The sequence below is a fragment of the Priestia sp. P5 genome, assembly GCF_029522155.1.
Lineage (GTDB): Bacteria > Bacillota > Bacilli > Bacillales > Bacillaceae_H > Priestia > Priestia megaterium_E.
On sequence record NZ_JAKWFJ010000007.1, the window covers coordinates 1 to 19964 of the forward strand.

Annotated in this window: 31 protein-coding genes and 1 rRNA gene; 3 read left to right on the plus strand and 29 right to left on the minus strand. The window is 38.8% G+C overall.

The features are described from left to right. Positions 1 to 106: ribosomal RNA gene (locus MMB69_RS25455) — 16S ribosomal RNA — on the minus strand; the annotation flags it as partial. Positions 107 to 356: 250 nt separating this feature from the next. After that, positions 357 to 560 (minus strand): hypothetical protein, encoded by a 204-nt coding sequence (locus MMB69_RS25460; protein WP_264408749.1) that lies wholly within the window; start codon positions 558 to 560, stop codon positions 357 to 359. A 135-nt stretch (positions 561 to 695) separates the two neighbouring features. Between MMB69_RS25460 and pdaB the strand changes: the two genes are divergently transcribed. After that, entirely contained in the window at positions 696 to 1460 is a 765-nt protein-coding gene (gene pdaB / locus MMB69_RS25465; protein WP_221785570.1) for a polysaccharide deacetylase family sporulation protein PdaB, read from the plus strand. A 44-nt stretch (positions 1461 to 1504) separates the two neighbouring features. On the opposite strand, the gene MMB69_RS25470 is transcribed toward pdaB, so the two are convergent. After that, positions 1505 to 2125, minus strand: a complete 621-nt coding sequence (locus MMB69_RS25470) for a KinB-signaling pathway activation protein (RefSeq protein WP_221785571.1) — start codon at positions 2123 to 2125, stop codon at positions 1505 to 1507. Positions 2126 to 2270: 145 nt separating this feature from the next. On the opposite strand from MMB69_RS25470, the gene gerD reads away from it, so the two are divergent. Continuing rightward, positions 2271 to 2900: a spore germination lipoprotein GerD gene (gerD, locus tag MMB69_RS25475; RefSeq protein WP_013054964.1), complete on the plus strand. Its 630-nt coding sequence runs from the start codon at positions 2271 to 2273 to the stop codon at positions 2898 to 2900. 187 nt (positions 2901 to 3087) lie between these two features. After that, on the plus strand, positions 3088 to 3996 hold the full coding sequence (locus MMB69_RS25480) for a LysR family transcriptional regulator (protein WP_071277644.1): 909 nt from the start codon (positions 3088 to 3090) through the stop codon (positions 3994 to 3996). 38 nt (positions 3997 to 4034) lie between these two features. Here MMB69_RS25480 and MMB69_RS25485 read toward each other — a convergent pair whose 3' ends face one another. The 26 genes from MMB69_RS25485 to rplE form a co-directional block, all read right to left on the minus strand. Next, on the minus strand, positions 4035 to 5108 hold the full coding sequence (locus tag MMB69_RS25485) for an Mrp/NBP35 family ATP-binding protein (protein ID WP_221785572.1): 1074 nt from the start codon (positions 5106 to 5108) through the stop codon (positions 4035 to 4037). Between the two features lie 90 nt (positions 5109 to 5198). Next, positions 5199 to 5906, minus strand: coding sequence for an N-acetylmuramoyl-L-alanine amidase CwlD (gene cwlD / locus MMB69_RS25490; RefSeq protein WP_034654901.1), 708 nt, complete (start codon positions 5904 to 5906; stop codon positions 5199 to 5201). 70 nt (positions 5907 to 5976) lie between these two features. Then, a complete protein-coding gene (locus MMB69_RS25495) occupies positions 5977 to 6399 on the minus strand; it encodes a DUF2521 family protein (protein WP_013054960.1) in 423 nt (140 codons plus the stop codon). 111 nt (positions 6400 to 6510) lie between these two features. Next, a complete protein-coding gene (gene rpsI, locus MMB69_RS25500; RefSeq protein ID WP_013054959.1) occupies positions 6511 to 6903 on the minus strand; it encodes a 30S ribosomal protein S9 in 393 nt (130 codons plus the stop codon). A gap of 22 nt (positions 6904 to 6925) precedes the next feature. Then, complete coding sequence (gene rplM / locus MMB69_RS25505; protein ID WP_013054958.1) at positions 6926 to 7363, minus strand: 50S ribosomal protein L13; 438 nt, start codon at positions 7361 to 7363, stop codon at positions 6926 to 6928. A gap of 156 nt (positions 7364 to 7519) precedes the next feature. Next, positions 7520 to 8260: a tRNA pseudouridine(38-40) synthase TruA gene (gene truA, locus MMB69_RS25510; protein ID WP_277448661.1), complete on the minus strand. Its 741-nt coding sequence runs from the start codon at positions 8258 to 8260 to the stop codon at positions 7520 to 7522. 18 nt (positions 8261 to 8278) lie between these two features. Beyond that, positions 8279 to 9076 (minus strand): energy-coupling factor transporter transmembrane component T family protein, encoded by a 798-nt coding sequence (locus MMB69_RS25515; protein ID WP_221785574.1) that lies wholly within the window; start codon positions 9074 to 9076, stop codon positions 8279 to 8281. Further along, the gene (locus MMB69_RS25520; RefSeq protein WP_057240830.1) at positions 9073 to 9942 is read right to left on the minus strand and encodes an energy-coupling factor ABC transporter ATP-binding protein; all 870 of its coding nucleotides are present in this window, start codon (positions 9940 to 9942) and stop codon (positions 9073 to 9075) included. Before MMB69_RS25520 ends, MMB69_RS25515 begins: the two co-directional genes overlap by 4 nt. After that, positions 9918 to 10757, minus strand: coding sequence for an energy-coupling factor ABC transporter ATP-binding protein (locus MMB69_RS25525; RefSeq protein ID WP_013054954.1), 840 nt, complete (start codon positions 10755 to 10757; stop codon positions 9918 to 9920). Before MMB69_RS25525 ends, MMB69_RS25520 begins: the two co-directional genes overlap by 25 nt. Positions 10758 to 10895: 138 nt before the next feature. Next, positions 10896 to 11258: a 50S ribosomal protein L17 gene (gene rplQ / locus MMB69_RS25530; protein ID WP_013054953.1), complete on the minus strand. Its 363-nt coding sequence runs from the start codon at positions 11256 to 11258 to the stop codon at positions 10896 to 10898. A gap of 44 nt (positions 11259 to 11302) precedes the next feature. Further along, positions 11303 to 12247, minus strand: coding sequence for a DNA-directed RNA polymerase subunit alpha (locus tag MMB69_RS25535; RefSeq protein ID WP_013054952.1), 945 nt, complete (start codon positions 12245 to 12247; stop codon positions 11303 to 11305). Between the two features lie 180 nt (positions 12248 to 12427). Beyond that, entirely contained in the window at positions 12428 to 12817 is a 390-nt protein-coding gene (gene rpsK / locus MMB69_RS25540) for a 30S ribosomal protein S11 (RefSeq protein ID WP_013054951.1), read from the minus strand. A gap of 23 nt (positions 12818 to 12840) precedes the next feature. Then, a complete protein-coding gene (gene rpsM, locus MMB69_RS25545; RefSeq protein WP_013054950.1) occupies positions 12841 to 13206 on the minus strand; it encodes a 30S ribosomal protein S13 in 366 nt (121 codons plus the stop codon). A gap of 24 nt (positions 13207 to 13230) precedes the next feature. Then, positions 13231 to 13344, minus strand: coding sequence for a 50S ribosomal protein L36 (gene rpmJ / locus MMB69_RS25550; RefSeq protein WP_003156543.1), 114 nt, complete (start codon positions 13342 to 13344; stop codon positions 13231 to 13233). A 37-nt stretch (positions 13345 to 13381) separates the two neighbouring features. Beyond that, complete coding sequence (infA, locus tag MMB69_RS25555; RefSeq protein ID WP_010285101.1) at positions 13382 to 13600, minus strand: translation initiation factor IF-1; 219 nt, start codon at positions 13598 to 13600, stop codon at positions 13382 to 13384. A 235-nt stretch (positions 13601 to 13835) separates the two neighbouring features. Then, the gene (gene map, locus MMB69_RS25560; RefSeq protein WP_221785575.1) at positions 13836 to 14582 is read right to left on the minus strand and encodes a type I methionyl aminopeptidase; all 747 of its coding nucleotides are present in this window, start codon (positions 14580 to 14582) and stop codon (positions 13836 to 13838) included. Next, positions 14579 to 15232: an adenylate kinase gene (locus MMB69_RS25565; protein ID WP_013054948.1), complete on the minus strand. Its 654-nt coding sequence runs from the start codon at positions 15230 to 15232 to the stop codon at positions 14579 to 14581. The genes map and MMB69_RS25565 overlap by 4 nt, the downstream gene beginning before the upstream one ends. 66 nt (positions 15233 to 15298) lie before the next feature. Continuing rightward, positions 15299 to 16591, minus strand: coding sequence for a preprotein translocase subunit SecY (secY, locus tag MMB69_RS25570; RefSeq protein WP_013054947.1), 1293 nt, complete (start codon positions 16589 to 16591; stop codon positions 15299 to 15301). Further along, positions 16591 to 17031 carry a 50S ribosomal protein L15 gene (gene rplO, locus MMB69_RS25575; protein WP_013054946.1) on the minus strand — a complete coding sequence of 147 codons (441 nt, stop codon included), beginning with the start codon at positions 17029 to 17031 and terminating at the stop codon, positions 16591 to 16593. The genes secY and rplO overlap by 1 nt, the downstream gene beginning before the upstream one ends. A gap of 33 nt (positions 17032 to 17064) precedes the next feature. Continuing rightward, on the minus strand, positions 17065 to 17247 hold the full coding sequence (gene rpmD, locus MMB69_RS25580) for a 50S ribosomal protein L30 (protein ID WP_013054945.1): 183 nt from the start codon (positions 17245 to 17247) through the stop codon (positions 17065 to 17067). Between the two features lie 14 nt (positions 17248 to 17261). Then, positions 17262 to 17762, minus strand: a complete 501-nt coding sequence (gene rpsE, locus MMB69_RS25585) for a 30S ribosomal protein S5 (protein WP_013054944.1) — start codon at positions 17760 to 17762, stop codon at positions 17262 to 17264. Between the two features lie 20 nt (positions 17763 to 17782). Then, positions 17783 to 18145 carry a 50S ribosomal protein L18 gene (rplR, locus tag MMB69_RS25590; protein WP_013054943.1) on the minus strand — a complete coding sequence of 121 codons (363 nt, stop codon included), beginning with the start codon at positions 18143 to 18145 and terminating at the stop codon, positions 17783 to 17785. Positions 18146 to 18177: 32 nt separating this feature from the next. Continuing rightward, on the minus strand, positions 18178 to 18717 hold the full coding sequence (gene rplF / locus MMB69_RS25595; RefSeq protein ID WP_013054942.1) for a 50S ribosomal protein L6: 540 nt from the start codon (positions 18715 to 18717) through the stop codon (positions 18178 to 18180). Between the two features lie 30 nt (positions 18718 to 18747). Beyond that, positions 18748 to 19146, minus strand: coding sequence for a 30S ribosomal protein S8 (rpsH, locus tag MMB69_RS25600; protein WP_013054941.1), 399 nt, complete (start codon positions 19144 to 19146; stop codon positions 18748 to 18750). 30 nt (positions 19147 to 19176) lie between these two features. Next, positions 19177 to 19362, minus strand: coding sequence for a type Z 30S ribosomal protein S14 (locus tag MMB69_RS25605; protein ID WP_013054940.1), 186 nt, complete (start codon positions 19360 to 19362; stop codon positions 19177 to 19179). A gap of 33 nt (positions 19363 to 19395) precedes the next feature. Then, positions 19396 to 19935 (minus strand): 50S ribosomal protein L5, encoded by a 540-nt coding sequence (rplE, locus tag MMB69_RS25610; protein ID WP_013054939.1) that lies wholly within the window; start codon positions 19933 to 19935, stop codon positions 19396 to 19398. Positions 19936 to 19964: the final 29 nt, after the last annotated feature.

The window sequence follows — 19964 nt, forward strand, 5'->3', positions numbered from 1 at the left end:
CCGCCGCTAACGTCATAGAAGCAAGCTTCTAATCAGTTCGCTCGACTTGCATGTATTAGGCACGCCGCCAGCGTTCATCCTGAGCCAGGATCAAACTCTCCGAAGAAATGTTTGACTTGCTCAATTTTAAAATAAAAATTAACGTTGACGTTTGTCGCTTTGTTCAGTTTTCAAAGTTCAACCGTCGCTCTTGAGCGACTTTTTTATATTAACAAGTTGTCTTTCGTTTGTCAACAACTTTTTAATATTTTATTTCTGATGAATTGCGATTGTTTTCGAATCATTCATCAGCGACATTTAATAATTTAACATCTGTACTATATAAAGTCAACACTTTTTAAAAAGTTTTTTTCGTTTTACCAAAAAACCTTATTTACTTCCCTGTTTTCACTGAACCTTAGCAAGATCTTTGAAAGGATTTGATACTTCTCTTGAATGTTTCGTTCAAGAACTACATGATTCAAACTTTGTTGAAAAACAACGTTTGTTCTTTTCATTTCTTCTCTGAGTAGTGCTTCTAACTCTAAACACTCCACTTGATTAAATAAACAAATTTTCATTGATTCACCTGCTTTTTGCGACATTGATTCTCAAACATCAAAATAAAATCAGTCGTTCTTTTCCTTACATGTTATTAATTGTAGACAAAACGCATACAAATTAGACAAGTACTACTTATTAAATGAGGTGACAAAATGAATATGTTTTATACTATTCGAGCCAAAAGAATCAAACAAACAATGCTTATCGTAGTTGCTGCTTTTTTTACAAGCTTTTTTCTTTATGCTCAACAGACGTTTCACTTTCCTGTGTTTTCAACAGATAATGGTCCACGAGCTGTTTATAAGGCGGATAATAAAAATCCCGAAGTCGCTCTTACATTTAACATCAGCTGGGGAGACGAAAGAGCTATTCCTATTCTAAATGAACTGAAAAAACAGCATATTGAACATGCTACTTTCTTTTTATCTGCTTCATGGGCTGAACGTCATCCAGATGTTGTAGAGCGCATAAAAAAAGAAGGCCACGAAATTGGCACAATGGGCTATGACTATACTTCCTATACAAGCCTAAAACCTAATGAAATTAGACAAGATCTTGCAAAATCAAAGAAAGTCTTTGATTCCCTAGGACTTAAAGATGTTCACCTTCTTCGGCCTCCTAACGGGCAATTTAATAAAGACATCTTAAAATTAACAGCGGATATAGGATATACAACCGTGCACTGGAGCATCGACTCTAAAGACTGGACAAATCCAGGAGTTGAAAAGATTGTATCGAATGTCACAAAACCCTTAGATGGGGGAGATATTATCTTGCTGCACGCTTCTGACTCCGCTCAACAAACAGCAAAGGCTATTCCATATATCAAGAATTCATTACAAAATAAAAAAGTCTCAAACGTAAGTGTTTCAACATTAATTTCAAATTCAAAAACCCAAGTAAAAGATATCCGCTAAGATCTATTCCTAGTGTATATGGAAAGCAAAAGCAGACAAATATGCTATTTGTCTGCTTTTGCTATTCTTTCGTGCGTAAGAAGTTTGGGCAAAATAAGAAGTTGATACATATTACAAATTAGAAGTGGAAACAACATAAGGTAAAGCCAGCTTTCTTCGTTCGTTCGCAGCGCTGGGAACCATTCAATTGTCGTTACAACAATCATAAAAAAAAGCGCTGGTACAAAAGCCTCTTTATTCGTCTGCTTTTTCTTTGCATACGCCACTAATAACCCCACCGCTAACAAGAAAACGCTTAACAAAATATACTTGCCTATGCCTTCTCCCGGTTGTTGAAAGAACTTATATCGAAAATAAGCAACGTCAAATAATACAAATAAAACAAATACAATTTGAACCGATTTCCAAAGTGATGCAGATTTAAAAATCCCCAACCCAAATCGGTGAATAGTTAAATATGCAAAAAAACCCATTTGGCTAATTAAACTAAAAATAAACCCTACGCCTACGAGCCATGTTAAAACAGCAACAATTTCTCCTATCTTCCCTTGTTGAAATAAGTGACCGTATTCCCCCCAGCGCACCGCAAACCCAACAAAAGCTGTACTTATACCCCCGACAGCTAACGTGGTTAGAAATAGACGAACCCAATTTCGACTATTCACTTCCATCTCCCCCATAAGTTACAAAATTGTACCTTTTCATAAATTGTACCAATCACGTTTTGAAAAATCTAGAGCTCTTTTATGAATAAAAAACCTTGATTATCTCATATTAAGCGTAAGCATATTAGGAAAGGAGCTCATTACTATGAAAAAGCGACTCATGCTCCTCATTTATATAGGAATGTGTATGCTTTTAGCTACAGCCTGTGCACCGCAAGATGAAGAGAACAATGGTATGGATTATGATCAAACAAAGAAAATGGTTGTTGATATTTTAAAAACAGATGAAGGAAAAAAAGCAGTCGAGGCAATTATGAAAGACCCTTCTGTTAGACAAGATATTTTAATGGATCAAAACGCGATAAAAGATACAATTTCTCAAACCCTAGTCTCAGATAAAGGCGTGGAATTTTGGAAAAAAGCCATGGATGATCCGAAGTTTGCTGAAAGCTTTGCTAAAAGTTTGGAAAAAGAAAATAAGACGGTCATCAAACAACTGATGAAAGATCCTGAATATCAAGGAATGCTTCAAGATGTTTTAAAGGATCCGGCTATGGAAAAAGAAGTACTGACTGTGTTAAAGAGTAAAGAATATCGCACTTATTTACAAAAGATTATGACCGAAACGTTTGATAGCCCTCTTTATCAATCTAAAATTCAAGACATTCTTTTGAAAGCCGCTGAAGAAACACAAGGTGGACAAAAACAAAGCAGCGACGATGGTGGTTCTTCTTCCTCTGGATCTGATTCAGGCGGAGAACAGCAACAGCAGTGATTAAATACGCATCTCATATGAGGTGCGTATTTAATTATGTCATTTATTTTTATTAAAAAACCTAAATAACTTCTTTATATTTTTTAATACTTAGTATTTTTATTGGAATTGTAAACTTTAATTCTTAGCTTTATGGTAAAATATTAGAAATTGACACAATCGTTTTATAGCAAAAGGAGGGAATTCGATGGAATTTCGCGTTATTAAAACGTTTCAAACCATTGTTCGTTTAGGAAGCTTTCAATTAGCCGCTGAATATTTAAAGTACTCTCAGCCTACCATTACACTGCACATTCAAAAGTTAGAATCCGAACTAGGATTTAAGCTTTTAGAACGAGGAAAAAGCATAAAACTTACTGAAGCAGGTAAAATCTTTTACGAGCGGGCAAATATTTTACTAAAGGAATATGAATATCTAAATAACACCTTAAAGGATTATTCAACAGGCGAAGCTGGCACGATCCGTATAGGTGCTGCAGAGCCTACAGCAAGCAGTCGACTGCCTTCCATTCTCTCATTATTTAAAAAAAGATATCCCAACACAGAAATTAGCTTACTCGTTGCAGACGAAAAGCATCTTCATCAACATATACGCAATCAAGAAATTGATTTCGCGATTGGCACTGTCTCAGAATCGTTCAGAGATATAGAATTTGAGGCATTACTAACGGAAAAACTTGTGCTGCTACTACCATTCAATCATGCTCTAACAAAAAGAAAAACAATCTTTGCAAAAGATTTAATACACGAAACGCTGATTACAGCTGGGCAATCTTCCGTTCAAAAGAAAATTGAGCAGCTAATCTTTGAACGAACAGGCCAACTGCCTGCTAAAGTCCAGTTAGGCACTATTAGCACACTTCAGCATTTTGTAAAAGAAAACTTAGGAATAGCCGTTGTTCCACAAATAAGCGCAACTCTTCCGCCAGATCAAGTGGTGGTTAAAACGATTCATGACTTGCATGAGGGGCCTGCAATCGGCATTTTAAAGCACCAGTCTCACACCGTAAGTACAGCCGGAAAAACATTTTTAGCTCTCTTAAAACAAAACCTTGCATTTGATTTAAAAAAGGCGCAGATTGAACTCTCTGTATAACAGCAAAAAGCACGCGCTCGAACAGCGCGTGCTTTTTGTTATTTTCCTGTTGCTGCTTTTTTATTTTCGCAAATAAATGCAATCTTGCTTGCAATCTCTCCATATATTTTACCTAAACGATGCGATTCATCGTAAATGGAAGGTGCAAAATCTTCTTCATTCCAGTCAGGCTGACTTAACGGAAGCTGTCCTAACAGCTCTGTCTGAAGTTCCTCAGCAAGTTTTGGACCTCCGCCTTTACCAAATACATACTCTTTTTCCCCTGTTAGCTGGCTTTCAAAGTAGGCCATATTTTCTACAACTCCAATTACCTCATGATCGGTTTTCAAAGCCATAGCACCCGCTCTAGCTGCAACAAATGCCGCTGTAGGATGTGGTGTTGTAATAATCACTTCTTTACAAGCAGGAAGCATAGAGTGAACGTCTAATGCGACATCACCTGTTCCGGGAGGTAAGTCTAGTAAAAGATAATCTAATTCTCCCCATTCAACTTCTGTAAAAAAGCTTGTCAACATTTTTCCAAGCATAGGTCCTCGCCAGATAACAGGTGAATTATCTTCTACAAAGAAGCCCATGGAAATAACTTTTACTCCGAAACGGTCAACTGGAATAATCTTTTCACCTTCTACTACAGGACGCTGTGTGATTCCCATCATATCTGGAACGCTGAATCCATAAATGTCAGCATCAATTAAACCAACTTTCTTTCCTAAACGAGCTAGAGAAACGGCCAAGTTAACAGAGACTGTTGATTTACCAACGCCTCCTTTACCGCTGGCAATAGCAATAAATTCAGGTGCATTCGGACTAGTTAGTAAGTTGCCAGTATTCGGTTGCTCAGCGCGGTACTGCTGAAGTTCTTCAGGCGTAAACTCAACAAATCGCAATCCAACCGACTGTACACCTGCTTTTTTTAATTCTTCTACAATTGTGCCTTGAAGGCTCAGCTGTTCACTAGTACCTGTTTTTGCAACAGCAATCTTCAGGCTTATATGCTGTTTTTCAGATTTAATTGTTATTTCTTTAATCGCATCTGTTTCTGATAGTTTTTTATTTAAAAATGGATCTGTAATTTCCCCTACTACTTCTTTTACTTGCTTTTCCGTTAGCATACTCCCACCACCATGTTAAAATCTATTTATTTATACTATCAAGTATATCATACATATTAGACTTTTCTGAATAGAAGGATGCTATGCTTTTTATTTAGGCTTTTCTCCAGTAAAATACCGGCTGACTCCTTCATAAATGGATTCAGCTAACTTTTTTTGATAGCGTTTCGATTGAAGCATTTTACGTTCTGTAGGATTTGATAAGAATCCTACTTCAACCAAAGCACCTGGTGGCTTAGAATGCTTAAGAAGGTAAAGAGTTTGAATAGCTTTTGCTTCACGACTCGTATTATCCAGATTATTTCTTAGCTCTTGTTGAATGAGTTTAGCCACTTGCTCGTTTTCTTTTAGGGACCCGTAATAGAAAGTTTGAGCCCCTCTCCATGCAGAGGATGGAATAGCATTCAAGTGAATACTTAAGTACAAATCAGCATTGGATTTATTAATCATCGTTAAGCGATTTTTTAAGTCCTCTACTTTTCTGCGACTATATCCTCTTGTGTCTTTGGCCGCTAGGTCTTCGTCTTTTTCTCTCGTCATAATAACAAGTGCCCCTTGCTCTTGCAGATAGTCCCGAAGCATCAACGAAATTTTAAGAGTTATTTCTTTTTCAAGCACTTCATCCTCTCCTACGGCTCCTCCATCAACACCGCCATGTCCAGGATCTAGTACAATAACTTTCCCGCTAAGAGGGAGTGAAAGCGAACCGGATGATGTTCTATGATCTATCTGATATTGTACAATGACAAAAAGAACGAGAAGCGCTATAATTGTGCTCATTATTTTTACTTTAGACATTTTATCCCTTCCCTTCTTGCCTCACCTATTTATTTCTATATGGGACAAGAACGGGAATTATGAGTACTTTTTAATGCAAACGTAACCGACGTCTTTTTTCTGCGGTACGATAACCTTCTTTCCACCAGTCTTGCACATATCCTTGACACAAATAATACAGACCGTCTTGATAAAGATCTGTTACAGACATGCTGACGGCTCCGTACAATGTATCAATTAACAGAGACTCTTCTTGCTTACTGTGCTTCTGAAAGTCTTCGTAGCCTTTACCACGTTTACTCACCCGAGCACCTAATAAAAATGATTCGATGGCAATATCAAGACAGTACTCCTCCACATGTTCGTCTCCTAGCATGTTCCACTGAAACATGGGATGAAAATAACGGCGCAGCCTCTCTTGAAGCAAATCAAACGACAGTTCTCTTAGGACTTTGCGTTCATATTTCATTTCTTTTTCATAACGTTTTTCTTTTAAATATGTAACCTCGTTCACGATAACGCCTCCCTTTTTTACATATTGTCTGCACAAGCCTTCGTCTCATACGCAAACAACAAATAAAAAAAGCCTTGGTCCAAAGACCAAGGCTTGAAACGTAATATAAAATTAACGTTTTGAGAATTGTGGTGCACGACGAGCGCCTTTAAGACCGTATTTTTTACGTTCTTTCGCACGAGCGTCACGAGTTAATAGACCAGCACGTTTTAATGTTCCACGGTATTCAGGGTCTGCTTCTAATAAAGCACGAGAGATTCCGTGACGAATAGCGCCAGCTTGACCTGCATAACCTCCACCATTAACGTTTACAAATACGTCATAGTTACCTACAGTTTCAGTTAAAGCAAGTGGTTGTTTTACTACTTCACGTAGTGCAGCAAATGGAATGTATTCTTCGATTTCACGACCGTTGATTGTTACGCGACCGTTACCTGGTACTAAACGTACACGAGCAACAGAGCTTTTACGACGACCAGTTCCGTAATATTGTACCTGTGCCAAGATAATAACCTCCTCTTATTAATTATCCGCGAAGTTCGTAAACTTCTGGTTTTTGTGCTTCATGTGGATGTGTTTCACCAGCATACACATGTAATTTTTTGAACATTTGACGGCCTAGGCTACCTTTTGGAAGCATGCCTTTGATTCCTAATTCAAGCATTTTCTCAGAGTAGTTAGTACGCATTTCTAATGCTGTACGTTGTTTCAAACCACCTGGGTGCATGCTGTGACGGTAATAAATTTTATCAGTTAATTTTTTACCTGTTAGTTCGATTTTTGACGCATTGATAAGGATCACGTGATCACCAGTATCAACATGTGGTGTAAAAGTTGGTTTATGTTTACCGCGTAAGATTGATGCTACTTCACTTGCTAAACGACCTAAAGTTTTACCTTCAGCATCGACAACATACCATTTACGCTCTACTTCGTTTGCTTTCGCCATGAAAGTTGTACGCATGAGTTTCCCTCCTAATTTTCATCATCAATTATAAAATTATTTCAACCTTCTATTTCAACACGATTAATTTCCGGGGCTAACCGTGGGGTTAAAATACATACCATATGATATATTATATCTTTAAGCTACTAATGTCAAGAAAATGTTACACCAGGTTTAGTTGTCATAGAAAACGCGCCATAAATATAGCCCTTGCGAAGGCGCAGTTTTCCCTGCACGAGGACGTGATTTGCTTTCTAGAATATCTTTTATAGCATCTGGTTCAATACGACCTTGTCCTACTTCTAAAAGCGTTCCAACAAGAATACGAACCATATTATACAGAAAGCCACTTCCAACGAATCTAAACACGAGCTGACTATTCTCTTCATACATATCAATCTTGTAAATCGTACGAATCTTATCTTCCACTTCTGTCCTCGCTGAACAAAAGCTTGTAAAGTCGTGTGTACCGAGTAAATATGTGATGGCTTTTTTCATTTTTGAGTAGTCTAATGGATAAGGGTAATGGTATGCATAAGAACGAGTGAAAGGATTTCGATCTTCGCCGCGCAAAATATGATAGCGATACTCTTTTGAAGTAACGTCATACCGGGCGTGAAAATGTGCATCAACTTCACATACATTCTTCATTACAATATCATCTGGTAGCATTGAATTCAATGCTTTTTTCCACTTATCACATGGAATATTTAGGTTTGTATCAAAATGAATGACTTGCCCCTGTGCATGAACATTTGTGTCCGTTCGTCCAGAGGCGTAAACCGACACTTTTTTGTTATGCATTTTCTCTAAAACAGCTTCAATCTCCAGTTGAACAGTTCGCTTATTGGGCTGAACTTGATAACCTGAAAAGTGTGTGCCGTCGTATGCAACTATACATTTTAAACGTTTCATCTTTTCACCAAACAATCTTTACGTTCTAATCAGCACTAAAACAACTGCTACTACCAGCAGAAGTAAAAGCATAATTGTATCTATGCTTCCCCATTTCAATTGACGATACTTTGTACGCCCTTCTCCGCCTTTATAACCCCTTGCTTCCATGGCAATAGCCAGCTCTTCAGCACGCTTAAATGAACCTATAAATAGAGGAACAAGCAAAGGAACGACAGCTTTCAAACGATCCGTAACGGGGCCGCTGCTAAAGTCCACTCCTCGTGCTGTCTGCGCTTTAATAATTTTATCTGTCTCTTCCATCAATGTAGGAATAAAGCGAAGAGAAATGGACATCATTAAAGCTAATTCGTGTACGGGAAGCTTGAGCTTTTTAAATGGATTCAGCAAGCTTTCCATTCCATCTGTTACTTCAATAGGCGTAGTCGTTAAAGTTAGCATCGTCGTAATTAAAATTAAGAACAAGAAGCGCAAGGAAATTAAAACACCTTGAATAAGGCCGCCTTTATAGACAGAAAACCATCCCCATTCAAACAAAAGAGGACCTTCCTTTGTCATAAAAATGTGCAAAAGAAACGTGATGATAATAATAAATAGAACGGGCTTTAACCCTCTTAAAATAAACGAGACGGGCACTTTACTCATGGCCACTATCATAAGGGTATACACACCTAAAAAAGCATAGCCGATAGGGTTATTTGCTAAAAACACAATTAATACATACGCAAATACAAGAAGCAGCTTGGCCCGAGGATCCATTCGATGGACAACCGAATGACCCGGCACATACTTACCAATAATGATTGAGTTCATCATAATCGTTCACCTTGCTGCATAAGGTGCTGCACTTTCTCTACCACTTCAGAAAAGGTAATAACCGTATCCGATGCTTCGAGCTGAAATTTCTCTTGCAGCTTCAGCATAAAGCGAAGCGATTCTGGAACATCCAATCCATATTCTTTTAACTGCGTATGCTGACCAAATACTTCTCTAGGTGACCCTTTCATCGCAATCGTTCCCTTATTCATCACAATTAGCTCATCCGCGTACATAGCTGCATCTTCCATGCTGTGAGTCACGAGAATCGTCGTCAAGCCTTTTTCTTTATGAAGACGATAAATCATATTCATAATTTCTTGACGCCCTCTAGGGTCCAATCCAGCAGTTGGTTCATCTAAAATTAGCACATTAGGATTCATCGCTAGAATACCTGCTATCGCTACACGACGCATTTGTCCACCACTCAAATCAAAAGGAGATCTGGTGAGAATGTCTTCTGGCAACCCTACTAACTTGATAAGCTCTCTTGCTTTTTGCTTTGCTTCTTCTTCAGAAACGCCATAATTCATTGGGCCAAAAGCTATATCTTTTTCCACCGTTTCTTCAAAAAGCTGATGTTCTGGAAATTGAAACACCACGCCTACTTGCTGACGAATAGCTTTTAAATTCTTTTCTTTTCGATTGGCTTTAATGGTGCGCTCACCGATTTGAATTTCGCCAGCAGTTGGCTTCAATAAGGCATTCAGATGCTGTATGATTGTTGATTTCCCAGAACCAGTATGGCCAATAACAGCCAAAAATGTACCTGATTGAATGTTTAAATTTAAGTCATGTAGAGCAATTCGTTCAAATGGTGTATTAACTTGATAACGATGCTCTACTTCTTTGAATATAATGTCCATAGTTCGTCCACCAAGTCCTCATCTGTTAAATGAATTTTTGATAAAGGAATTCCTACGGAAGCAAAACGATGGCTTAGTTTAACGGAAAACGGCAAGTCTAGTCCAATATCCGTTAACTTGGAACCTAATGCAAATACTTCGCGTGGAGTACCTGTTGCATAGATCTTCCCTTTGTTCATCACAACGACTCTGTCAGCCATTGCTACTTCATCTAAATCGTGAGTAATTGAAATAACCGTCAGTTGTTTTTCTTCTTTTAATTTTCTAACAGTTTCAAGTACTTCAGTTCGCCCAATAGGATCTAACATAGATGTTGCTTCATCTAGAATGATGACAGATGGCTGTACGGCAATTATACCCGCAATGGCCACACGCTGTTTTTGTCCACCTGATAGCTGATGAGGCTCTTGATCCAGAAAAGCACTCATATTGACCATTTCGATTGCTTCAGGTATACGTTTTTCCATAATCTCAAATGGAATCCCGTTGTTTTCAAGCCCAAACGCAATATCGTCTTGAACGGTTGAGCCAACAAATTGATTATCTGGATTTTGAAACACCATTCCAATCTGCTTGCGCACATCCCATATTGTTTCTTCAGATAAAAGCGTATCGCCCACTCGAACCGTTCCTTTTTCAGGTAGCAAAAGGCCGTTTAGAATTCGTGCCAGCGTCGACTTACCAGATCCATTATGTCCAGCTATCGCTAACCATTCACCTTTATAAGCAGAGAGAGAAAGGTGATCTAATGTTAGGTCTGCTTCAGGATCGTATCGAAAGCATAAATCTTTTACCTCTAAAGACATTTCTTTCAACGCTATCTTCCTCTCAGCTTTTTCTATTGCAGCATTGCCTACATTGATTTTTTACGCTATTTACCCGGTTTTAGGTATAAAAAAAGGGCAACGACTAGTTACACACTGTCTCGCCCTTTTCTATCTGTATTAAAAATATTAAACTAATTCAATGATAACCATTGGAGCACCGTCACCACGGCGAGGTCCAACTTTTAAGATACGAGTGTAACCGCCTTGGCGATCTTCGTAGCGAGTAGCGATATCGCTGAATAGTTTTTGTAAAGCGCTTTGACCAGCTTCTTCGTTAGCTACTTCATTACGGATGTAAGATGCAGCTTGACGACGAGCGTGTAGATCTCCACGTTTACCTAAAGTAATCATTTTTTCAACAGTTGAACGTAATTCTTTTGCACGAGCTTCAGTTGTCTCAATGCGTTCACTGATGATTAAATCAGTTGTTAAATCACGAAGAAGCGCCTTGCGTTGTGCGCTTGTACGACCTAATTTACGGTAAGACATGTGAGGTCCCCTCCTTTGTTAAGTAGTTAAACAGGTAGATATAATCAGTCGTCCTTACGTAGACCCAAACCTAATTCTTCAAGTTTAGCTTTAACTTCTTCTAAAGATTTACGGCCTAAGTTACGAACTTTCATCATATCTTCTTCTGTTTTATTAGCAAGCTCTTGTACAGTATTGATGCCTGCTCGTTTTAAGCAGTTGTAAGAACGAACAGATAAATCCAGTTCCTCGATCGTCATCTCTAGAACTTTTTCTTTCTGATCTTCTTCTTTTTCTACCATGATCTCTGCTTTTTGAGCTTCATCTGTTAAGTTAACGAAGATATTTAAGTGTTCAGTTAGAATCTTTGCACCTAAAGCAACGGCTTTTTCTGGCTCGATGCTACCGTCAGTCCAAACATCCAACGTTAACTTATCGTAATTTGTCATTTGACCAACACGAGTATTCTCTACATAATACGATACGCGAGTAACAGGCGTATAGATTGAATCAATTGGAAGTACACCAATTGGTTGGTCTTCACGCTTGTTAGCATCGGCAGGATTATAACCTCGACCTGTGCGAGCAGTAAGTCTCATACGGAAATGAGCATCTGACTCAAGTGTTGCAATATGAAGATCCGGATTTAGAACTTCGATATCACTGTCTGCTTGAATGTCAGCAGCCGTTACTGTACCAGGACCTTTAACATCGATCTCAAGTGTTTTCTCTTCATCAGAGTAAATCTTTAACGCTAACTTTTTAACGTTTAAAATGATGTTTGTTACATCTTCAACAACTCCAGGAACTGTTGAAAATTCATGTAATACACCTTCAATTTGAATAGATGTTACAGCTGCACCAGGGAGTGAGGATAATAGGATACGACGTAAGGAGTTACCCAAAGTAGTACCATATCCACGCTCAAGTGGTTCGACGACGAATTTACCGTACTTTCTATCATCGCTGATTTCTACCGTTTCGATTTTTGGCTTTTCAATCTCTATCAATATAAACCCTCCTTCAAAACGTCGAAACCTCGGCTAGACGGCTGATTTCTCAAATGCCTAACCGAAATTCCCTATTAGACAGTTCCCGAATGTGCACAACAAATGGAAAACATTTCGTTGCATGAATAAATTCTACACCATCATCATTATAGACAACGAAATAGAATCTATACATATTAATTATACACGACGACGTTTTGGTGGGCGGCATCCGTTGTGAGGTACAGGAGTAACATCTTTAATAGCTGTTACTTCTAAACCTGCAGCTTGAAGAGCACGGATAGCTGCTTCACGACCAGCACCAGGGCCTTTAACTGTAACTTCAAGAGTTTTCATTCCGTTATCCATAGAAACTTTAGCAGCAGTTTCAGCAGCCATTTGCGCAGCAAATGGAGTAGATTTACGAGAACCTCTGAAGCCAAGTGCGCCTGCACTAGACCAAGCAATCGCATTACCGTGAACATCTGTAATTGTTACAATAGTGTTGTTAAACGTTGAGCGAATATGAGCTACACCAGCTTCAATATTCTTTTTCACGCGACGTTTACGTGTATTAGTTTTACGTGCCATCTGTTAATGACCTCCCTTACTAATTATTTCTTCTTGTTCGCTACAGTACGGCGTGGGCCTTTACGTGTACGAGCATTGTTTTTACTGTTTTGACCACGAACTGGTAAACTACGACGGTGGCGGATACCACGGTATGAACCAATCTCAATTAAACGTTTGATGTTTAAAGAAACTTCACGACGAAGATCGCCTTCTACTTTATAGCTATCTAAAATATCACGAATTTTACCTAATTCTTCTTCTGTTAAGTCACGAACGCGAGTATCTTCAGAAACTCCAGCTTCAGCTAGAACTTTTTCAGCAGTTGGACGACCAATACCGAAAATGTATGTTAATGAAATTACTACACGCTTGTCACGAGGAATATCAACACCAGCAATACGTGCCATATGAATAGTGCACCTCCTTATTGATTAACCTTGTTTTTGTTTATGCTTAGGGTTTTCACAAATTACCATTACTTTACCTTTTCTACGGATAACTTTACATTTTTCGCAGATTGGTTTAACTGATGGTCTGACTTTCATGTTTCATACCTCCTTGATAGTACGGAGTGCATAGGTTTTATTTGAAACGGTACGTAATTCTACCGCGAGTTAAATCGTATGGTGACAATTCTACAGTTACTTTATCACCAGGTAAGATTCGAATGAAATGCATGCGAATTTTTCCTGATACGTGAGCAAGTACTGTATGACCATTTTCTAATTCTACCTTGAACATAGCGTTAGGTAAAGTCTCAGCAACTGTACCTTCAACTTCAATTACATCGTCTTTTGCCATTAAAGTGCTCTCCTTTCTTTGAAACAGTAACAAGCTATCATTAAACGACTTAAAAAGAACCTGTTCTGAACATCCGGAGATCGTAATCATTAAATTCAAGATGATTGACGCTAATATACATCTTTACCATTTTAACAGCAATTCAGACGAAAAACGATCATCGTGAATTTAGATAATTACTGTTTACTGTCCAGTGCATCTAGCGAGGAATGGATAGAGATAACATCCTTTAACATTACAATGCTGTCAGAATTTCATATCCCGTCTCAGTAATTGCAATAGTATGTTCGAAGTGCGCACACATTTTACCATCTGCTGTGACAACTGTCCAGTTATCAGGTAATGTTTTTACATATCGCATACCAGCATTCACCATTGGCTCAACTGCCAATACCATGCCTGGACGTAGACGCGGTCCTTTATTCGGTGGACCATAATGAGGTACTTGCGGATCTTCATGTAAGTCTTTGCCGACACCATGGCCAACATATTCTCTTACAATCGAAAAGTTACGTGATTCTGCGTACTGTTGAATAGCATGTGAAATATTCGACAAACGCTCACCCGGCTTAGCTTCTGCTAATCCCTTGTAGAGAGATTGCTCAGTCACATCAAGCAGCTCTTGATTTTCTAATGAAATCTTTCCTACTCCATATGTCCAAGCTGAATCACCGTGATAGCCACCGAATTTAGCTCCGATGTCTAAACTGATGATATCTCCTTCATTAAGCTTGCGTTCACCCGGAATACCATGAACTAATTCTTCATTCACAGAAGCACATACACTGCCGCGAAAACCATTATACCCTTTAAAAGACGGAATTGCATCATGTTGACGAATAAAATTTTCAGCAATTGCATCCAATTCTATAGTCGTAATACCTGGAGCGATATGCTTTTTTAACTCTTGATGAGTTAAAGCCACGATTCGTCCAGCTTCACGCATGACCTCAATTTCCTCTGGTGTCTTGCAAATGATCATTGCTTAACCCCAGCAAGTAATTGACGAACATCCTCAAACACAATGTTAATATCTTGATTACCATTAATATTGCGTAGATAACCTTTTTCTTGATAGAAATCAAGTAGAGGTTGAGATTGTTTAACATTAACTGAAAGTCTAGTTGAAACCGTCTCAGCATTGTCATCTGCACGTTGGTAAAGCTCTCCGCCACATTTGTCACAAACTCCTTCTTTCGCAGGAGGATTGAATACTAAGTGGTAAGTAGCTCCGCAATCTTTACAAATGCGGCGTCCAGTAAGACGCTCCATTAAAATGCTTTGATCTACATCAATATTAATCACATAATCAATTTGCTTGTTTAGTTCTTTTGTAATTGTTTCAAGAGCTTCTGCTTGGGCTACTGTTCTTGGGAAGCCATCAAGTAAAAAGCCGTTTTCACAATCTTGTTTGTTTAAACGCTCGCGCACAATTCCAATTGTTACTTCATCAGGAACAAGGTTACCTTGGTCCATAAATGATTTAGCTTTTAAACCTAGTTGCGTTCCTTCTTTAATTGCAGCTCGGAACATATCTCCTGTTGAGATATGAGGGATATCGTAATGCTCAACGATTTTTTCTGCTTGAGTACCTTTCCCAGCACCAGGAAGGCCCATTAACACTAAATTCATTTCTTGCTTCCCCCTCAGTATCTTATCCGTTTAATGGGAAAGCGGCTTGCTTCCCACTAAACAGCTTTACTTAATAAATCCCTTATAATGACGTTTCACTAATTGACTCTCAAGCTGTTTCATTGTCTCAAGAGCTACACCGACAACAATTAACAAACTAGTACCGCCGATCTGAGCAGATGATGGTAAGTTTGCAATTTTGATGAACAGAACCGGCAACACAGCAATTAACGCAAGGAATATCGAACCGATTAATGTCAGACGATATAACACTTTCGTTAAATAAGCTTGTGTGCTTTTACCAGGACGGATGCCTGGGATGTAGCCACCTTGCTTTTTCAAGTTCTCTGCTACTTGTTCAGGGTTAACTTGAACAAAAGTATAGAAGTAACAAAAAGCAATGATTAACGCTACATACACTATCATACCAATTGGCTTAGTATAGTCAAATGTATTCTGAATCCACGTCGTTACATCATTTGGACCGAAAAATGATGCAATTGTTGGTGGTGTAATAATAAATGAAACTGCAAAGATAACAGGAATAACCCCAGCTGCATTTACTTTTAACGGCAAATGAGTGGATTGACCTCCAACAGGATTACGACCAGCTGAACCCTTTGCATATTGAATAGGAATTTTTCGTAGCGCTTGTTGGAAGTAAATAACCCCAACAATAATAGCTAAAACTGCAATCGCAATTAAAACTACCGTTACGATACGAATGAATAATTGATCCCCAACGTCTTCAAATTGCTGTGCATAAATTTGATTTAATGTTGTCGGAATACCAGCTGCAATCCCAGCAAAGATAATGATAGAAATACCGTTACCTACGCCTTTTGCAGTAATCTGCTCTCCTAACCACATTAAGAAGGCAGTACCTGCCGTTAACACTGTAGCAATTAGAAGATACGTAGAAATTCCTGGATTAGCGATCAATTGTCCGCCCGAAATATTGTTGAATCCTATAGACATACCTAAAGCCTGGATAAATCCAAGCACAATTGTTCCATAACGAGTTACTTGAGCTAATTTACGGCGCCCAACATCTCCCTGCTTTGACCATTCTGTAAACTTAGGTACAACATCCATCTGCAATAATTGGACGATGATGGATGCTGTAATATAAGGCATAATGCCCATAGCAAGAATGGAGAAGTTTTTTAACGCGCCGCCGCCAAATGTATTCAGAACCCCGAATACATTTAACCCATCTTGCAATTTTAGTACATCCGTATTAACACTTGGTACAGGAATAAATGTACCAATTCGGAAGACAATTAACATTAACAAAGTGAAAAAGATTTTTTGTCTTATTTCACGCACGCGCATTAAATTGGAGATTGTTTGAAACATTAGATCACCTCAACTGTACCGCCAGCAGCTTCGATAGCTTCTTTAGCAGTTGAAGAGAATTTAGCAGCTTTAACAGTTAGCTTAGAGTTTAATGTACCGTTTCCTAGTACTTTAACGCCAGCTTTTGCTTTGCTTACTAAACCAGTTTCGATTAATAATTCTGGTGTTACTTCAGTTCCATCTTCAAAACGGTTAAGAGCTTCTAAATTAACGATCGCGTATTCTTTGCGATTGATATTAGTGAACCCACGTTTTGGAAGACGACGGAATAAAGGAGTTTGACCACCTTCGAAGCCAGGTCTTACGCCACCGCCAGAGCGAGCGTTTTGCCCTTTGTGACCTTTACCTGAAGTCTTTCCGTTACCTGAACCAGTACCACGACCTACACGGTTACGTACTTTACGTGAACCTTCAGCTGGTTTCAATTCATGAAGTTTCATTCCGGAGCACCTCCTTAGAGTGACAATTTATACTTATTGCTCTTTTACTGTAACAAGGTGAGCTACTTTGTTAATCATTCCGCGAATTGCAGGATTATCGTCTTGAACGACAGTTTGATTTAACTTACGTAGGCCAAGTGTACGAACAGTTACACGTTGATCTTCTGGACGACCAATTACGCTACGAGTAAGGGTAATTGCTAGTTTGTTTGCCATTCCATATCCCTCCCTTATCCTAACAGTTCTTCTACAGTCTTGCCACGTAGTTTTGCAACATCTTCAGCACGTTTTAGGTTAGCTAAACCGTTAAGAGTTGCACGTACCATGTTGATTGGAGTGTTTGAACCTAAAGATTTAGATAGAATATCACTTACTCCACCCAATTCTAGTACCGCACGAACTGGGCCACCAGCGATAACTCCTGTACCTTCAGAAGCAGGTTTTAAGAAAATTTGACCTGCACCAAATTGTCCAAGGATTTCGTGTGGAATAGTTGTACCAACCATAGGTACAGTAATTAAGTTTTTCTTCGCATCTTCAATTGCTTTACGGATTGCATCTGGTACCTCTTGTGCTTTACCAGTACCGAATCCAACGTGACCGTTTTTGTCACCAACTACAACTAATGCAGCGAAGCGGAAACGACGTCCACCTTTCACAACTTTAGCTACGCGGTTAACGGTAACAACACGTTCTTCAAGCTCTAATTTATTTGGATCAATACGACGCATGATTTTCCCTCCTTTTACAATTAGAATTGTAATCCAGCTTCACGAGCAGCGTCAGCTAATGCTTTAACACGGCCATGATATAAATAACCGCCACGGTCGAATACTACTTCGTTTACACCTTTTTCTACTGCGCGTTTAGCGACTAATTCGCCAACTTTGATAGCAGCTTCAGTGTTACCAGTGCTTTCTAAAGTCAGGTCTTTATCTAACGTTGAAGCACTTGCGATTGTTACTGAATTTAAATCGTCGATAACTTGTGCGTAAATATGTTGATTAGAACGGAACACGTTTAAACGCGGACGAGTTGCAGTTCCAGATAACTTCGCACGAACACGAGCATGTCTTTTTTTACGAACTTTGTTTTTATCAAGCTTCGTGATCATTTCGGGCACTCCTTTCTTTTACCTAACCGGCATTACTTCTTAGCAGTTTTACCTTCTTTACGACGTACATATTCGCCTTCGTAACGAATACCTTTACCTTTGTAAGGCTCTGGTGGACGAACGTCACGAATATTTGCAGCTAATGCACCTACGCGTTCTTTATCAATACCTTTAATAACGATCTTAGTTTGAGAAGGAACTTCGATTTCGATTCCTGTTTCAGGAGTAATCTCAACTGGGTGAGAGTATCCAACGCTCAATACTAATTTGCTACCAGATTTTTGTGCACGGTAACCTACACCGACTAATTCTAAACCACGTTCGAATCCTTTAGTAACACCTTCAACCATGTTACCTAAAAGGCTACGAGTAGTTCCGTGAAGAGCGCGGTGCTCTTTATTGTCACTAGGACGATTAACAACTAATACGTTGTCTTCAACTTTAATTTCGATTTCAGGGTGGAATGTACGAGTTAATTCACCCTTTGGTCCTTTTACAGTTACAGTGTTGCTCTCGTTCGTAACTGTAACACCTGCTGGAAGTTCTAAAGGCTTTTTACCAACACGTGACATAGTTACACCTCCATTCACATTTAAAACTTATTACCAAACGTACGCTAATACTTCTCCACCAGTTTGCTTTTGACGAGCTTCTTTGTCAGTTAAAACACCTTGAGAAGTAGAAACGATTGCGATACCTAAACCGTTAAGTACACGTGGTACTTCGTTAGTTTTTGCATAAACACGTAGACCAGGTTTACTGATACGTTTTAAGCCTGTAATTACACGTTCGTTATTTGAACCGTATTTTAAGAAGATACGGATAATACCTTGTTTGTTGTCTTCGATGTATTCTACATCACGTACGAAACCCTCACGCTTAAGGATTTCTGCAATTTGCTTCTTAATGTTAGAAGCAGGAACTTCAATTTTCTCATGACGAACCATGTTCGCATTGCGGATACGAGTTAGTAAATCTGCAATAGGATCAGTCATTACCATATTAATTTACCTCCTTCCCAAACTTGGGTTTTACCAACTAGCTTTTTTAACACCAGGAATTTGACCTTTATAAGCAAGCTCACGGAAACAAATACGGCAAAGCTTGAATTTACGTAGTACTGAGTGTGGACGTCCACAACGTTCGCAACGTGTATACTCTTGTACTTGGAATTTTTGCTGGCGTTTTTGCTTCGCAATCATTGATTTTTTAGCCACATTTTCGCCTCCTCTGCTTAACGTTGGCAGTTATTACTTCTGGAATGGCATACCGAACTGAGTTAAAAGCTCACGAGCTTCTTCATCAGTGTTTGCTGTTGTAACAATAACGATATCCATACCACGAACTTTAGTTACTTTATCATAATCGATCTCTGGGAAGATCAATTGTTCTTTAACACCTAACGTGTAGTTTCCACGACCATCAAATGCTTTTTTAGATACACCACGGAAATCGCGCACACGTGGAAGTGATACTGATACTAATTTATCGAAGAATTCGTACATACGCTCGCCGCGTAAAGTAACTTTCGCACCGATTGGCATACCTTCACGAAGACGGAAACCAGCGATAGATTTTTTCGCACGAGTTACAACAGGTTTTTGACCAGTGATTTCAGCTAGTTCTTCAACAGCGTTATCTAAAGCTTTTGAGTTAGAAACAGCATCACCGATACCCATGTTGATTACGATCTTGTCGATTTTTGGCACTTGCATTACAGATTCATAATTAAACTTGCTAACTAGAGCAGGAGTAATCTCTTTTGTAAATTTCTCTTTAAGACGGTTCATGTGAACTAAACCTCCCTTCACATTTCATT